Source organism: Chryseobacterium sp. CS3K3.1 (assembly GCF_059515165.1).
This window is the reverse complement of record NZ_JCAKRV010000003.1, coordinates 296,188-312,677: the sequence shown is the minus strand read 5'-3', so window position 1 is coordinate 312,677 and position 16,490 is coordinate 296,188. Positions and strand designations below refer to the sequence as shown.

The 16,490-nt window shown below is 36.0% G+C and carries 15 protein-coding genes, 1 pseudogene and 1 riboswitch; of the genes and pseudogenes, 4 read left to right on the top strand and 12 right to left on the bottom strand.

The genetic code is table 11. From position 1 onward, the window contains the following. From AC5YGI_RS05310 to AC5YGI_RS05280, 7 genes and pseudogenes are all read right to left on the bottom strand, one after another. A pseudogene (locus tag AC5YGI_RS05310) lies at window positions 1-250 on the bottom strand (T9SS type A sorting domain-containing protein); the annotation flags it as partial. A gap of 254 nt (window positions 251-504) precedes the next feature. Continuing rightward, complete coding sequence (locus tag AC5YGI_RS05305; protein ID WP_496167715.1) at window positions 505-1,062, bottom strand: putative glycolipid-binding domain-containing protein; 558 nt, start codon at window positions 1,060-1,062, stop codon at window positions 505-507. Window positions 1,063-1,270: 208 nt separating this feature from the next. Beyond that, on the bottom strand, window positions 1,271-2,341 hold the full coding sequence (locus AC5YGI_RS05300; protein ID WP_496167714.1) for a tetratricopeptide repeat protein: 1,071 nt from the start codon (window positions 2,339-2,341) through the stop codon (window positions 1,271-1,273). A gap of 98 nt (window positions 2,342-2,439) precedes the next feature. Continuing rightward, a complete protein-coding gene (locus AC5YGI_RS05295) occupies window positions 2,440-2,670 on the bottom strand; it encodes a hypothetical protein (RefSeq protein ID WP_330747359.1) in 231 nt (76 codons plus the stop codon). An 80-nt stretch (window positions 2,671-2,750) separates the two neighbouring features. Then, on the bottom strand, window positions 2,751-3,287 hold the full coding sequence (locus tag AC5YGI_RS05290) for a GNAT family N-acetyltransferase (protein ID WP_446105092.1): 537 nt from the start codon (window positions 3,285-3,287) through the stop codon (window positions 2,751-2,753). A gap of 9 nt (window positions 3,288-3,296) precedes the next feature. Further along, window positions 3,297-3,689 carry a VOC family protein gene (locus AC5YGI_RS05285; RefSeq protein ID WP_446105093.1) on the bottom strand — a complete coding sequence of 131 codons (393 nt, stop codon included), beginning with the start codon at window positions 3,687-3,689 and terminating at the stop codon, window positions 3,297-3,299. Window positions 3,690-3,708: 19 nt separating this feature from the next. Next, the gene (locus AC5YGI_RS05280; protein ID WP_496167713.1) at window positions 3,709-4,494 is read right to left on the bottom strand and encodes a hypothetical protein; all 786 of its coding nucleotides are present in this window, start codon (window positions 4,492-4,494) and stop codon (window positions 3,709-3,711) included. Window positions 4,495-4,596: 102 nt separating this feature from the next. Between AC5YGI_RS05280 and pafA the strand changes: the two genes are divergently transcribed. Beyond that, window positions 4,597-6,243, top strand: coding sequence for an alkaline phosphatase PafA (pafA, locus tag AC5YGI_RS05275; RefSeq protein ID WP_446105095.1), 1,647 nt, complete (start codon window positions 4,597-4,599; stop codon window positions 6,241-6,243). A gap of 91 nt (window positions 6,244-6,334) precedes the next feature. Here the strand turns inward: pafA and AC5YGI_RS05270 are convergent, their stop codons facing one another. Together AC5YGI_RS05270 and AC5YGI_RS05265 are read right to left on the bottom strand one after the other, a co-directional pair. Continuing rightward, window positions 6,335-7,465, bottom strand: a complete 1,131-nt coding sequence (locus AC5YGI_RS05270; protein ID WP_496167711.1) for a tetratricopeptide repeat protein — start codon at window positions 7,463-7,465, stop codon at window positions 6,335-6,337. Next, the gene (locus tag AC5YGI_RS05265) at window positions 7,462-9,075 is read right to left on the bottom strand and encodes a helix-turn-helix domain-containing protein (protein WP_496167710.1); all 1,614 of its coding nucleotides are present in this window, start codon (window positions 9,073-9,075) and stop codon (window positions 7,462-7,464) included. The genes AC5YGI_RS05270 and AC5YGI_RS05265 overlap by 4 nt, the downstream gene beginning before the upstream one ends. 154 nt (window positions 9,076-9,229) lie before the next feature. On the opposite strand from AC5YGI_RS05265, the gene AC5YGI_RS05260 reads away from it, so the two are divergent. The 3 genes from AC5YGI_RS05260 (at window position 9,230) to AC5YGI_RS05250 (ending at window position 13,797) form a co-directional block, all read left to right on the top strand. After that, a complete protein-coding gene (locus tag AC5YGI_RS05260) occupies window positions 9,230-10,543 on the top strand; it encodes a T9SS type A sorting domain-containing protein (protein WP_330747352.1) in 1,314 nt (437 codons plus the stop codon). A 137-nt stretch (window positions 10,544-10,680) separates the two neighbouring features. Next, window positions 10,681-10,858, top strand: a riboswitch (cobalamin riboswitch). A 32-nt stretch (window positions 10,859-10,890) separates the two neighbouring features. Next, a complete protein-coding gene (locus AC5YGI_RS05255; RefSeq protein WP_330747351.1) occupies window positions 10,891-12,717 on the top strand; it encodes a TonB-dependent receptor plug domain-containing protein in 1,827 nt (608 codons plus the stop codon). Window positions 12,718-12,738: 21 nt separating this feature from the next. Then, window positions 12,739-13,797, top strand: a complete 1,059-nt coding sequence (locus AC5YGI_RS05250) for a YncE family protein (protein WP_202838854.1) — start codon at window positions 12,739-12,741, stop codon at window positions 13,795-13,797. A gap of 152 nt (window positions 13,798-13,949) precedes the next feature. Here the strand turns inward: AC5YGI_RS05250 and AC5YGI_RS05245 are convergent, their stop codons facing one another. The 3 genes from AC5YGI_RS05245 to AC5YGI_RS05235 all read right to left on the bottom strand — a co-directional run bounded on the left by AC5YGI_RS05245 (window position 13,950) and on the right by AC5YGI_RS05235 (window position 16,406). After that, entirely contained in the window at window positions 13,950-15,368 is a 1,419-nt protein-coding gene (locus AC5YGI_RS05245) for a CCA tRNA nucleotidyltransferase (RefSeq protein WP_496167707.1), read from the bottom strand. Window positions 15,369-15,405: 37 nt separating this feature from the next. Further along, entirely contained in the window at window positions 15,406-15,750 is a 345-nt protein-coding gene (locus tag AC5YGI_RS05240; protein WP_110011357.1) for a nuclear transport factor 2 family protein, read from the bottom strand. 107 nt (window positions 15,751-15,857) lie between these two features. Further along, window positions 15,858-16,406, bottom strand: coding sequence for an L-threonylcarbamoyladenylate synthase (locus AC5YGI_RS05235; RefSeq protein ID WP_047378653.1), 549 nt, complete (start codon window positions 16,404-16,406; stop codon window positions 15,858-15,860). Between the last annotated feature and the right edge of the window lie 84 nt (window positions 16,407-16,490).

Below are 16,490 nucleotides of genomic sequence, written 5' to 3'. Positions count from 1 at the left end.
CTTCTTGACCCTGTTGATTGAGTTTTACTAAATGAAAATCGTAACCGTTGTTTTGCTTACTGCCTGAAACCTGTTGCTTATTGCTTTGAATAGAACTTCCTGTGATAAGATACTGCCCGTCGATGGTTGTGGTAACCTGGCTTAGAAAATCCTGAGTAGAGGATTGGATATCTTTCTGCCACACCACTTCCTGCGCAGATACGCCCAGGGCTGTGCATAAAGTGAATGCACCGAGATAGAATTTTCTCATTCCAATGTTGTTTTTGAGTTAGTAATTAGCTTTTTAAAACCTTGCGAATTTAACACTTTTAAGGTAGGAAAATTATATTAGTGTGATTTAATGTAAAACCTACTGTTAAATATTTAACTTCCTTATTTACATTTAGCTTTTATATTATTCTGTAGCAAAATTATCTGCACACAACGACAAAACTTGTCGTTTTATTTTCATGATTTAAAATGTATTTTTGTTAAGTATTCTTGACTAAATTGTTATTGTTTGTTTCAGAGTCTGAATTCTGCAATCTTTTCAAACAATTCAGGGTAGCTGGTGACTAATCTACTTTCGTCCACCGAAATTTCAGCTTTAAAATCGGTTTCGATATTTTCATACAGGTATTTATTAACAGCTGTCCGGGTATATTGTTGTTGAACAGGTCTGATCTCATGTTTTAACACGTCAATGTACAGAACATCAATTTTTTGAGAATTCCTCTCGGAAAGTTTTAAAATGTTGATTGGTAGAGTGTTGGTGAACGGAGTAAGCGAAATGTCTATGAAATCGAAATGATCAAATTCAGGATTTACAACACCATTAATTTCCCATTGATCCTGGATTTTTTTCCCGGCAAGTGTTCTTTTTACCTTATTGATCTCCGATTCGATCAGAAAGTCTTGAACGAGCCAGTCTTTATCAATGTGAATTTTATATTCTATACTATATATTTTATCTTCAAGACAACCGATGATCTTTGATTCTACCGTATAGTTTTTATCATCAGATTGTAAATTAAAATATTCAAGAGATTGGTAAAATATTCCTTTCCAGATTAATGTTTTCATCAAATATTGTTTGGTGGGTAATGTGATTTCATTCGTTTTAACGGTTTTGATTTTCTCCTTGTGCTCCCGGAAATGAAGCCAGCCGAGTGAGAGATGGCACAATAATTAGAAAATGATAAACTTCGGAGCGTTTTGCAATATATTAATTGATCCTGTTTTTACGAAAATAATGAAGTTCGCTTAAATTCTTCGAAAGAAAAGCATCAGATTATTTAGGTAAAGGATCAGAAATGTACAGGTTTTTTTCATTAATTTTAAGAATATTGGCATCATTGGTGTACCAATCCACAAATTTTTCATATTCTGCTTTATTATTAATGAGCCAGCTATTAAACGCTTCTTGATCTCCTATCTGAAATAGGTAATAATTATAAGCATTAAATAGATTGTTATCATCCAATATTTTTTGATAGTCTAATAAAACATTTGACGGCTTATTTTTGTATTTCAGATATTCCCTCAATGCCTTTCTTCTGATATCTGACAAGTTTTCCAGATTGATTTCTTTTTTATCGACAGTAGCGAATGCAAAATATCCGCTGTAAAGAAGACAGAAAGGAAGAGGATCAGTAGGTTTACTGTCTTTTTTAATAGTAATAAAGGCTTGGCAAAAATCAACTGTTGTACTTTTATCTTTGAATTTTACTGCTTTTTTATACCCGTCATATAAAAGTTGACTCATTTCCTGGCTTCTGGAAGTGGTGCGTTCCAGATTTAAGAATATTTCACCATAAACAAGACCGTATAGCATATTATTAGAATTTAAAAATAATTTGGCTACTCTGTAATAGTTTGATGGATATGCTGGTTCTGCCTTTATTCCGTTTTGGTAGCTTTCAATGGCCTGGTCTATTTTTTTTTCAAGTTCAAAAACAACCCCTCTCTCCAGATAAAGTTTTCCGGAAGACGGATACTTTTTTAATCCTTCATCATACGTCTTTATAGCTTGTTCAGGATTATTGGCATAATCATATGCATTGCCGAGAAGGGCAAAATAATAGTCATCTATATTGGGATAATCTTTGATTTTTTCTAACAGTGATATGGCACTTTTATAGTCTTCTTTTCGGATATAGGCAAGTGCAATTTCATACGGGTAGGTGTAATCTTGTGGATCTTTTTTTTCACATTCTCTAAGGATAGCGATACCCTCATCATATTTTTCCTTATCAATAAGTTTGACAGCATCATAAACTTCTGCACATTTAAATGTCTTTTTCTGCGAATATATGAATGAAAAGGTAGTGAGTGCAACTATAAAATAAGTTTGTCGTAACATGAGTTTTTTGATATTAGTCCTAATGCAAATATGCATTTTTTTTAACTAAAAAGAGCGGAAAAACCGCCCTCAACAAAATTTTATCTAACAAGTATACTTTACATATAAACACACCCGCATCCTGTTTCCCATTCCTGGCAAAGACGCATCGGTTCATTACATCCGGGATTACCGCCACCGCCCGAAACTCTGTAACAGGTACCATCGCTGCAATAGTAGGAACCTATCGTTGGTGGGCAGTTGCCATCCATATCACATAAGGCATAAGGAGTGTCACCTCCGCTGATCAGCACCAGCTGATTTCTCTTTAGTTTTTTAAGATTTTTCATAGTAATCATTTTTAATTTGTTGATTACTAATGTATAAAATTATTAACACACCAGCAAGTGTTTTAATGAATATGATAAAATTACTCTATATCCAAAGTCATGAAAAGCGCAATTTCCTCTGTATTTTCATACAACCTTGTGTTGAGCCCGGTAATATTAAATCCCATTCTTCTGTAAAATTGTATCGCAGGATAATTGGTATTTTGTGTTTCCAGTTCAATAACCCTGCAATTTAATCTCCTAGCTTCTTTAATGGCGTTTTTAATCAATATGATTCCGATTCCCTGCCGTCTGTGTTTTTCGTCAACCAGAATGTTTTCTATATAAAAACTGTTGTTCCACGTTCTGTGTTCGCAGATGATCCAGCCTGCCAGCTCTTCATTGACAAAAGCACCAAAGGAATTTCCCTGTTCAATGATGGTATTCAATTCTTCAAGGTCTTCGGAAGTCGTTTCCCAGATTTTGGTATAAGGCAAAGACTTTTCCTTTATAATAAACTCAAAAGAACCTCCGAATTCAATAGATGAAACTACATATCGTATGTCTGTTGTATATCCGTTATTTCCCCATCCTGAGCTGGGATTGGAGGACAGCTGCTGTAATTTTTTTATTTCCACCTTTACATTTTATTGCATTTCAGTACAGATTTCTACCAGATAATTGCTGGGATCTTTGATATAAGCTGTTTTTTGTCCCCATGGTTTTACAGCGATATCTTCGTAAAGAACAGCCCCGTTTTTTAGTGCCTTTTCTACCAAGGCTTCCACATCATCCGTTGTAAATCCCAGTTCTATTCCAAAAGGTTTGTCTTCTTTTTTTGCAGTTAAAAAGCCCTTTTTAATATTGGAATTGGCCAGGCTCACAGAAGCAAATGAAAGACTTGTTTCCCCGGTCATCAGTTCGCCATAATCTTTTTCAGGAGTGATGAATTTTATTTCGGAACCAAAGGTGTTTTTATAAAAATTCATGGACAGTTCTACATCTTCCACGTACAGAATAACATACTTGAATTTGATCATAAGTTTGAATTTGAAAGGATTATTTCTTGTTTACAATATATTCTTCATCTATCATCAACACTGGATGAGGTCCGTGTAAAGGATATTCCTTAAAGCTTCCGAAATGACCGAAATGAAGAGGATATTTCTGGCTAAGCTGCCTCACTTTACGTCCAAATGAATTGATGTCAACCTTTTGCAGGGAATCTTTTTTCTGTCTGCCATTGGTGAAAAAGAGCATCAGGTTACAATGATCTTTAAAATCAAAATCATTATAGTAAAATACATGGATGTTTTCTTCTCTGCATATACGGTCTAAATCATTAATAAGATCCTGCTTGTACTGCAAAGGCAGATTGCAATCAATTCTGGCTGCATAATTCTCTGCATTGCTTTTTCTGAAATCCGAACCCACCATCTGGATGAAGCGGTGTTCTATATTGTTGAATTCTTCTTTTTCCGGAGGAAAACTTTTGGTAGATTGAATGGTAAAAGGAACACTGTATTCCACTGATACAGCATTTTCCCGGATTAATAATTCTTCAATTTCTAATGCAAACTGAAAATGGAAATCAAAAAGCATATGGTCACCAATATTAATGATCATTTGATTCCCATCGATATTCAGGTGTAAATATGTCCTTTTATAGCTAGATTTTAACTCTTGCAGTTTATGGACAAAATCAGCTGTATTTTCCACTTGTACTCTGGCAGTCAGTTCAGCAGGAGTATCGGCATGTCCTCCAAGTCCAGGAGAAAATTTGAAAAATTGAAAGTCATATAATTGTTCCGGAAATTTGAAATACCAGTATACGCCTAAAATCATAGAAGATTGGTTGATAATTGTACAATAATCAAAATTAAATAAAATTTCACACTCCAAAACTTTCAAAACCCTTAAATTTGTCAACAATAAAAATTTACTTGGATGCTTAGGAACATTTCAATTGCGGCAGCTACTTTATTCTCCGTAGTTACAATCAATGCACAGAAGAACAGAAATACTCAACTGGAAAGACCTAAATTAGTCGTTGGTCTGGTAGTAGACCAGATGCGTTGGGACTACTTATACCGTTTTTATGGTAAATATGGAAATGACGGTTTTAAAAGACTTTTAAATACAGGATATTCTTTGAATAATGTACATATTCCTTATGTTCCTACCGTTACAGCGTTGGGACACACATGTATCTATACAGGTTCTGTACCCGCTATTCACGGAATTGCAGGAAATGACTGGACAGATAAGGAAACAGGTAAAGGTGTTTACTGTACTGCAGATGAGAACGTTCAGCCGGTAGGTACTACCAATACAAAAACGGGAAGCCACTCTCCGAAAAACCTTTGGTCTACCACAGTAACTGACGAATTGAGACTGGCAACAAACTTCCAGGGAAAAGTAGTCGGTGTCTCTTTGAAAGACCGTGCTTCCATTCTTCCTGCAGGACACACTCCAAATGGAGCTTTCTGGTTTGATGACAGCACAGGAAATTTCATTACCAGTACGTGGTATATGAATGATCTTCCTCAGTGGATAAAATCATTCAACTCTCAGAATCTTCCTGAAAAGTTAGTAGCGAATGGCTGGAATACTTTACTTCCAATCAACGAATATACAGAAAGCGCACCAGACAATTCTCCTTGGGAAGGTCTGTTGGGAAGTGCAAAAACACCTACTTTCCCTTACAGTAATTTAGCAAAAGATTATCAGACTAAAAAAGACAATATCCGTTATACTCCTTTTGGAAATACATTGACTTTAAAACTGGCAGAAGCTTCTGTAGAAGGTGAAAAGCTGGGTGGAGATAATATTACAGACTTCTTAGCCATCAATCTGGCATCTACGGATTATGCAGGACATAAATTCGGGCCAAATTCTATTGAAGTAGAAGATGTATATATCAGATTAGATCAGGATTTAGCTGAGTTTTTCAAGTATCTTGATTCAAAAGTAGGAAAAGGAGAGTACACGGTTTTCCTTTCTGCTGATCACGGAGGAGCACACTCTGTAGGATTCCTTAAAGAACATAAAATCTCTACAGGTTTCTTCGGAGAAGATGCGGAAAAGAATCTGAACCAGAAACTGAAAGAAAAATTCGGAACTGATAAACTGGTCAATGCCATAGATAACTATCAGATTTATTTCGACAGAAAAGTATTGGCAGACAACAAGCTTGAATTGGATGATGTTAGAAATTTCGCTGTAAAAGAAATTGAAAAAGATCCTACCGTTTTATATGCTGTTTCTGTGGACAAAGTTCAGGAGTCAAGCATTCCGGAGCCAATTAAACAAAGAATTATCAACGGGATCAACAGACAGAGAAGCGGAGATATTCAGTTAATCTCTCACGATTCTATGCTTCCGCCATATTCTAAAACAGGAACTACGCACAGTGTTTGGAATTCTTACGATTCTCATATTCCACTGATCTTTATGGGTTGGGGAGTAAAGCAGGGAGAAAGCAATAAAGAATATCACATGACGGATATTGCACCTACAGTATCTTCTTTATTGAAAATTCAATTCCCAAGTGGAAATGTAGGAAACCCGATTACTGAAGTTATTGGTAGATAAATGAATGGTTCGCTAAACATTTTATTGATAAATTAAACAATTACAGTATAAAAAAACATTCCAACCCGGAATGTTTTTTTGTTTTCATAGCTTAAGTTCTTCTTATCATCTGCTGTATCTCCTGATGAAACTTCTTATTTTGCTTTCTGATTTTTATAATAAAATATATAAGCAGAACTATAAAAATACCTCCCAGGAAAACAGAACCCATTTTAATATAACGATCGTCAGATTTTAGTTTCTCACTTTTTAAAGCGGTTTCCCTGTTATGATTGTCGATCACCTGATTAATAGACTTCAGTTCATTCTGTTTTCTTTGAAAACGCATTTCCAGGTGTTTTTTATTATACTGCTGATAAAGATCCTGTTGTCCCAAAGCAAGATAATTCTCAGCTAATTCCTTGTAAAGCCCTTCGTTCAGGATAATATCTCCGGTATTTTTACACAGTTCCCCAGCCTTCAGTAAAAGATTTATTGCGGCTTGATTTTCATGTTTTCCTTTATGTATTTCAGCAATTCCTTTCAAAGCGAATGCTTCCAGACTTTTAGCATAGTTCTTACGCGCATAGCTGACAGACTTCAGAAAAGACTCCTGTGCTTTATCAATTTGATTAAGGTTCAGATAACAGTACCCAATATTGTAATACACCACACTCATATTGGAATAAGTGGTTTTCTTTACGGGAACCTTTTCAAAATTCTGTATTGAAATCAGAAACTTTTCCAAAGCAATTTCTGAATTAGACTGGCTTTTATATACCATTCCTCTTATTGCGTAACTGGTTGCCGTCTCAATATATTTTTCAGGATTTTTTTCGGGAATTTTTGCAATATACTGTTCAGCCTCATTCAGTGTTTCAAGACATTTGCTGAAAAGTTCCATTTGCTGATACTGGATAGCGACTGAAATGAGAACTCCGGCCTGGCTTCTGGGATCATTGGTTTTTTGTAGAAGTTCCTTTGCTTTTAAAATATATTGTAAAGATTCCTCAAAGTTTCTTTTAGCAATATTGGCTGTTGAAAGCAGCATATAGAGATCAATGGAGGTTTTTATATCATGAGATTTTTTTAACAATTGTTCCCCGATTTTGATGGTGTTGTCAGGGTTATCATAAATTTCAAGTTTTGCTTTTTTTATTAAGACACTGTCGGGCGTCTTTTGGCCTTTCGCCCAATGACAAAAAACAGCCAGCAGCAGTATTATTTTTAAAATGGATTTCATAAGGCTTTTGTTTTACTGATTTCCTGAATATAGGTGTTGGGAGACATGCCGGTAACAGATTTGAAAACAGTTGTAAAGGCACTGTGTGATGAAAATCCGGAGTATTCTGCAAGATAGCTCACTTTATAATTAAGAAAAGCAGCATCACTTCTTAGTAATTCTACAATGTGATTGATCCTGAGTTTGTTGATATACCTATTGAAATTTTTCTCCTTATTATTAATGACTTCGGAAAGATACTTTGTATTGATTTCCATTTGAGAAGAAAGCAGCGACAGAGACATGTTTTTATTAAGAAATCTGTCGGATCTTTCAAATTCTTCTAACTTTTGCAGAATTTCATCTTCTTTTTCCTTCGATATTTTGGGCGTCCCACTATCTTTTATTGTATTTGTTTTGTTTAAAATAGCCGGCCTAGTCTTTTGGCTGGTCTGCTTTTCAAAGAAATCAAACTGTTTTTTTAAATCTCTATTTTTACTTCTAATGGCTAAAAAATAGGTAAGCAAGCCCAGGATTATCAAAGATATAATGAAGATTAAAACCGAGGAAGATCTTAAAAGCATATACCTCTGAAATTCAATGTTTTTATTCTGATTGGTTTCCACAAGCTTCACGAGATATCGTATCCCTTCTTTTGAACCGGCATCTGTTTTTGTTTTTAAATCAGTGTAAAGTTTATTGTACTGATGATATTTTGCATCATTATGTACCGCGTAATAATTACGGGACAGTGATTCGTAAATTTTAATTTTTAAATTATTAAACGGAAGATTCTCGATCAATCGAAGACCTGCCTCCAGTTTTTGAATAGAGGTTGCATAATCCTGTTTCAGGAAATAGTATTGGGACAGATTCTCATAAGCCAAACCTAAAAGAAACGGCTGGTTTTTCTGAGATTCAAGATCAGCAATCACATTTTCTATAAGCGTTTTATATTCTATCGATTTATTCTGCTTCAGCAGATAAGAAGAGCGAAAAATTCTGTTTTCTATTTTTAAAATTCTGTTCTCTTCATTATGATTCCCCAGGTATTGGTTGCTTTTATCAAGATTTTGTAAGGCTTCAGGATAGTTTCTGTTGATTCCTGAGTTTAATGCCTGAAGCTGATACAATTTTGCAGTGGTGATTCTTAAGGAACGATCATTACTTTTAGGAAGTTTCTGATCGGACAAAAGATTGGTAATAATTCTCTTTGACTGATTGTATAAACCCAGATTCTGATACTGATCGGCAAGATTATAACCACTGAAGACCTGCATACAATATGAAAGGTTATTTTTCTGATCAATATCTTCTTTTTGAGCAAAAATATTGACAGACTGTACATAGTCTCCCTTCAGGGCAAAAGCTTGTGAAATAATATTTTGAAGTACAATTTTGTGCTCTCTATTTTGATCACTCACAAGAATTCCCTGGGTATAACTGATGCATTCGTCGGGATTCTGATATAATTTCAGAAATGCTTTATCTGCTAGCATATTGAAGTCGGGGCCGGACTGTCCTTTGGTAATAAGGAAGCAGAAAGTGAAAATAAACAGTAAAATGTGAAATAATTTTTGTCCTGATAAATTGTTTTTTGTGTTTTTTTGAATAATTCCGGTAAAATCCATATTCAAAATATTGTTTTATATCTGTTTGGTTACTAGTGTTTTAAAAATTAAACTCTTTTAAAATTCACGAATTATGAAAGTCAATTTCTTTTAATTGAGTGAATGTTGTATTAATATTGTTTTCACCAATTCGAAACGCTAAATATAATAAAATATGAAAAATTTTTACAGAATGTCAATGAAAATATTGATAGCTTGTCTTTTCCTGAAATTTGGTTTTGCAGAAGCACAGCTTACTGTAATAGGCCTGGGAAATTATAATGTAGGCGCAGTATCGGATAATGGAGTCGTAAGCCTGCACACCAGTGCAGGAAGTATATATAAATGGAATGCTGCAGGAGGACTTGTACAGATAGGTTCTATAACAAACGGGTATCCGGCTGCAGGCAGAACCATTGTTTCGAATGACGGGACCAAAATATCATCCTCCGTTACCAATGCCGCAACAGGATTCAATGAAATATCTACTTATGATGTTGCTACGGCCACATGGGTAAACAGAGGCGGGCTTGTACCTACAGGATGGGATGGCAGCGTAAGCTCTACCTGGGGAATGTCAACCGATGGAAATACTATTGTAGGCCTGGGATTCCTTACTGCTGCGAACGCACATGCTGTGAAATGGGACGAAGTAAACGGCGTCGTAGATCTGGGAAGTATAGTTCCCGGACGCAGCTCCAGAGCAAATGCAATCAATGCAGCAGGAACAGTGATTGTAGGCTGGCAGGATGAATCAACCGGAACGAGAAGCGGAGCAAAATGGCAGGATGGAGTGGAAAGTTTTATTACAGATAATAATGGGAATCATGTAGGAGAAGCAGGAGGAATTTCTGCAGACGGAAATACAATAATAGGTTCGGCAAATCCTAATCCTTATGTCTGGAATGCTGTGAGCGGACTTACTTATATAACGCATCCTAATGCTTCTTTCAGCTTCAAAGGAGGTGCCACCGGGATTTCTGCTGATGGGAAAAAAGTGATCGGGTATTACAGAGCATTTGGGGCTCCTCCCATGTCAGGAGAAGGCTTTATCTGGACCTCTGCCGCCGGAAGGATAAACCTGAATGATTATGCGGCTTCTTTAGGAATTGCCACTAATGGAGTAACAATGGGACTTCCTCTTGCGATTTCACAGGACGGAAAGAAAATTGCCGGGTCAGGGACGAATGCTTCAGGGCAGATGATTGCTTTTTACCTCGATACTTCTGAATTTTTATCGGTGAGTGATGCTGTGAAAGAGAAAAACAATGCAGGTATCTATCCTAATCCAGTGGCTGACATCCTGTATTTTAAAGGGAAAGGAAAAATAGAGAAAGCAGAAATTTATAATATGGTTGGACAAAAGGTAAAATCATTGGATACTGTAGAAGGACAGATTGATGTTTCATCCCTGTCAAAAGGAGATTATATTTTACAATATTCAGTAAAAGGAGTACAACAGGAGCCTTATAAATTTATTAAAAAGTAACATATATAAATAGTAAAGTAGTGGGATGAATGGCTGTTTTCAGTATTGAAAGCGGCCGTTCTTTTTTGTGTATATAACAAAAGGATAGCATGTTTTGTATAGAAAAGTCTGATTTTTGGCGAATACATATAAAAAACTATCTTTGCAAAAATTTTGGTTTCCAGTATTTTGGAATGAAAAGGGAATCGGGTGTAACTCCCGGACTGTCCCCGCAACTGTAAATCGCAACACAAGTTTCTGCAAAACGCCACTGTGTAAAAACGGGAAGGAGCAGAATGCGAAAGTCAGGAGACCTGCCAGGATTATAATTAAAAAACATATTGCTTTCGGAGGAAAAGTAAAAAAGTATGGATATAAAAAGATCTTTAGTACTGCTTTTTTCATCTTATGGGTGTTTTCTTTTTGGACAAGAGAAAACGATTGACACTATTTATGTCTTCGACAACCAGATGAACAGGGTGAAACTTTTTCATCCCGTAAAAACAATTACAGCAGAAGATGCTGAAAAAAATTCCAGTAATCTTTCGGAGCTTCTGAGGTTTCAGTCGCAGGTTTTTATTAAAGAAAATGGCCGTGGAGCTGTGTCTTCACCTTCTTTCAGAGGAACTACCGCCCAGCAGACTGCATTCGTGTGGAACGGAATTAATATCAATTCTAATTTTTTAGGGCAGGGAGATATCAATAATATTGCTTTGTTCGGCTATGATCAGATCGGTATCAAAGCGGGTGGAGGAAGCGTGGTGTACGGAAGTGGTGCCATCGGGGGAAGTATTCACCTGAATAACACCCTTGATTTTAATAAAGGTTTCCATGGTTCTTTATTTTCTGAAGTGGCTTCCTTTAATACCTATAATAATTTTGTGAAAGGGTCTTACAGCAATGATAAGTTCAGTTTTAAAGCCTCCGGAAATTATTCCGTAAGTGAAAATGATTATAAGGTAAGCGATCTGAATTATATCAACAGAAACGGGAATTATTACAATACGACATTCAATGTAGGAGCATCCTATAAAATTACAAACGATCATAAGGTTTCGTGGCAAAGCCAGTTTTTTGATTCTTCACAGCATTATCCCGTGTATGAGGAAACGGGAACAAAAACAAAATATACAACTCAAAGTGTAAGAAGTCTTCTTTCTTGGGACTGGAACAAAGCGAAGTTCAGCAATTCCCTTAAAACAGCCTACACGGAAGAGAATTTTCAGTATTTCGGTTCGTTAAACCAGCCTAAATCCAGTGGAGGAACCGGGAAAAATTATATCTTTAAAAATGATTTTAATTATTTCCTGAACTCAAAATGGAATTTTAATATCATCGGAGAATTTCAGATTAATAAAGGAGAAGGGTACGAGAGCGGAATATCCAATGTCAGCAGGAATATAGGTTCTGTTTCGGGATTATTGCGGTATTTTGCAACAAAAGACCTGCGTTTTGAAGGAGGATTCAAAAAAGATTTTGTAGAAGATGTAAAGTCTCCCTTTATGTATTCATTCTCCGGAAAATGGAACGCCGCAAAATGGTATGATCTGAGTATTAACGTATCCAAAAACTTCAGATATCCTTCATTTAATGATATTTATTATGAACCGGGAGGAAATAAAGATCTGAGACCGGAAACCTCTACTCAGGTGGATATGACCAATGAGTTCAAAGCGGGAGATTTCAAACTTACTCTGTCTCCCTATTATATGAACATCACAGATCTTATTGTATGGCTTCCAACGGCTATGGGATACTGGCAGGCATACAATGTCAATAAATCCGAATCTTACGGGCTGGAATCTCAGTTGTCTTTCAGCAAGCAGTGGGGAAATCATAAATTCAGAGCCAATGCAGCATATTATTATGCAAAAGCTATCGATAAAGAAACGAAGATGCAGAGACCTTACGTTCCCATGCACAGGGGAAATGCCGGTATAGATTACGAATATGGTTTCTTCAGGTTGTATGCACAGGGACAGCTGAACGGTGTTACCTACACCACAAGTGATGAAAAGAGATCAGAAGCTATAGATCCTTATTTTCTTTTAAATATGGGAGTTTCTGCCACCTTAGCAAAAAAATATACCTTAGGGTTTAAAGTGAATAATCTAACCAATACCTACTATAAAACCGTTTCTTTCTATCCTTTACCGAAAAGAAACTATAGTGTGTATGCCGCAATAAATTTTTAATAAATTAAAATTGAATAAATTATGAAAATAACTAAACTTTTAACTGTCTTATTTGCAGTTGTACTATTGTTTAATATGTCTTCATGTACAAGTGACTCTGCCGAGTTTGAAATTTCTCCGATCACTTACCAGAACGGATATTTTATCTCTAATGAAGGGAATTTTAACAGCCAGGGTGCCAAAGTAACATTCCTGACAAGAGATTTAAGCTTGAAGCAGGATGACGTATATGGGTACAATAACAATAAAGAAATTCTGGGTGACGTTCTTCAGACCATTGGTCTTAATGGAAATAAGGCTTATCTTGTGATCAATAACTCAAACAAAATTGTTGTAGTAGACCGTTATACATTTAAGAAATTAGGAGTAATCACCAATCAGATTGATAACCCGAGAGGAATTGCTTTTGCCAATGACTTTATCTATGTTGCTAACCTAAACTTCTCTACGAATGCAACAAGTGTAACGAAATATAAGGCTTCCGACTATTCATTTGTAAGCAAAATCACAATGACAGGCGGGGCTGATAAAGCAGTAGAAGCAGGTGGAAATATTTTTGTACAGAATGCTACTTCAGGATATGGAAATATGATTACTTATATCAATACTTCTAATGACAGTAAAACTGAACTTACTGTTCCGAATGGTAAGATCAACAGTACTATTTCATACAAATCCAATGTATATACAATTTCTTCTACGGCTACTGATTCTTATATCTATAAAATCTCCGGCACAGGGGCTATGACACCAGTAGTTACATTGACAGGAATTCCAAGTGCTACCAATCTTCAGATTGATAATGATAAAATCTATTTCAGTTCTGCCAATAAAGTGTATACAACAAGTTTAGCTACACCAACAGTTCCTGCAAGCCCGCTATTGACAGCTGCAGACGGTGGTCCTTATTTTACGCTTTATGGATTTAATGTTATTGATGGTAGAATTTTTGCATCAGATGTTAAACAATTTACTCAGGAAAGCGAAATGACTGTATATTCAGCAACTACGGGTACTAAGCTTACCTCCCTTAAAACAGGTGGTCTTGGTGCTAACGGAACTTTCCTTAACCCGCAATAATTATTACTTCTAAAAATAATTTTTTATTTTTTCATCATTTGTGTTTTTTTCCGGCCGGTTTCTTCGAAACCGGCCGGCTTTGTTTCCTTAAGGAAAAAATTCCGGCGGGATGGAACATCCCGCCGGAATTTTTAATATTTTTCTAAATTGAATTATAAGGTTAATCCCAGTTTCTCAGCTTCAGCAATGACAAACTTCGTTGCTTCTTCTTTTTCATTGGGAATTTCACCCTCAAGAATAGCTTCTTTCACTTTCTCTTTCAGGATACCAATTTCACGGCCCGGCTTAAGATTAAACATTTCCATAATTTCTTCTCCGGTGATAGGCGGCTGGAAGTTTCTTACCTGATCTTTTTCTTCCACTTCCTTGATCTTGACCGCTACATATTCAAAGTTTCTTTTGAATTTCTCTTGTTTTTTAGAATTTTTAGTGGTGATATCTGCCTTGCAAAGGGTGAAAAGATCTTCCAGATCTTCTCCTGCATCAAATAAAAGTCTTCTTAATGCAGAATCTGAAGCATCATCCGTAATCAGTGCAATTGGCCTTGATGAAAGCTTGACCATTTTCTGAACATATTTCATGTCACTTCCCAAAGGTAATTTCAATCTCTGGAAAAGTGTTTTTACCATTTTTGAACCTAAAAATTCATGCCCGTGAAAAGTCCATCCTGTTCCCTCTACAAACTTTTTCGTAGGAGCTTTTCCGATGTCATGAAGAAGGGCAGACCAGCGAAGCCAAAGATTATCGGTATTCACAGAAATATTATCCACTACTTCCAGCGTATGGTAAAAATTATCCTTATGGGTTTGTCCTTCCACTTCTTCCACGCCTTTCAGTTCGATCAGTTCAGGAATAACAAGCTTCATAAGACCGGTTTGTTCCATCAGTCTCAGTCCGACAGACGGCTTTTCAGACATCATGATTTTGTTAAACTCTACCATGATTCTTTCCATAGAAACAATCCTGATTCTTTCTGCTTCCTGTTGGATTGCTTTCAAAGATTCATCCTCAATTTTAAAATTTAAAGTGGAAGCAAAACGCACTGCTCTCATCATCCTTAACGGATCATCAGAATAGGTTTGTGCCGGTTCCAGGGGAGTTCTTAAAATTTCTTTTTCAAGATCATCAATCCCATTAAAAGGATCAATCAATTCTCCGAAATTATTTTTATTTAAAGAAATAGCCATCGCATTGATGGTGAAATCTCTTCTTTTCTGGTCATCTTCAAGACTTCCGCCTTCCACTTCCGGCTTCCGGCTGTTTTCTGTGTAGCTTTCCTTTCTTGCTCCCACAAACTCAAGTTCAAGTTCTTTATACTTGATCATAGCCGTTCCGTAAGTTTTGAATACGGAAACCTTCAATTTCGGATCTATATCCTGCGCTACATGCTGAGCAAGCTCAATTCCGCTTTGTTCCGTTACAAAATCTATATCGGTAGATGCTTTTCTGTTCATCAGCAGATCCCGCACATAACCACCCACAATGTATACGGACTGGTTATTCCTTTCTGCTGCTTCAGAAATGATTTTAAATAGTTTTAAATTCTTATTTTGATTAAGATTAATTTTCATCGTTGATAATAGTGACAATTTCTACGTATGTTACCCATTAATCATAATGAGCATACATTCTACTAATTTTTCCCTCTTCATTAAAAAACATGACTTCAACGGCATGTTTATCCATAATCGACTTATAAAATAATGCTACCGAATCTACTCCTGCTGTGGAATGGATCAGATCAAAATGGAGGTCCGGAAATTTATCCAATGCCTTTCTCCAATATTCACGAACAGCTTCTTTTCCTTTTAAAGAGCTTTCTTTACCGCCTGTAGCCAGTGCAATCATAGGAGTTGTAATCTCAATATCATCTGAATAGTGGGAAAGTACATCCTCCAGATCATGAGAATTCCACGCATTGATCCACATTTGGGCAAATTCGTGATGATTCATAGCAAATAGTTTATGAGTTGAGTTTGCAAAGATAGAATTAAAAAAAAGAAATCCTGCCGATATGAACTGACAAGACTCTAAAAAGTAAACATAAAAGTTCAGAATTCTTATTCCCGAAGAACTTTTATTCTGTTGTCATTCCATATTTTGATCACCGAAGAACCTGAGTATTTTGAAACTTTTTCTCTGTCTTCTTCCACTGCATAATCTACAAGGCTGATCATCTCCTCAGAAATATCAGAGAATTTCAATGGACTTTTTTCGCCACTGAAATTGGCAGAGGTAGATACCAGAGGTCTGTTCAGCTTTGTTATCAGTTTTTTACAGAAATCATTTTTTACAAGACGAATTCCGATACTTCCATCCTCAGCAAGAAGTTCTTTAGGTAAACCTCTTGGGTTTTCATAAACAATGGTTACCGGTTTCTCACTAAGATCAATAATTTCCCATGCCATCTCAGGAACGTCTACAAGGTCCTGAAGTCTTTTTTCTGACTCTACAAGGATGATCATGGATTTGTTTTTTTCGCGCTTTTTAATGTCAAAAATTTTATTGACCGCTTCTATATTGGTGGCATCACAGCCAATTCCCCAGATAGTATCAGTAGGGTAAAGAATTGTTCCGCCCGATTTTAATATTTCGATAATATGCTCCATAATTGTATATGAGTTCAAAGAGTGGATAAAGGTAGAAAATCTGTAAATTTTGGACAAAAAAATAAGGTGTAAATATGGTTTGTC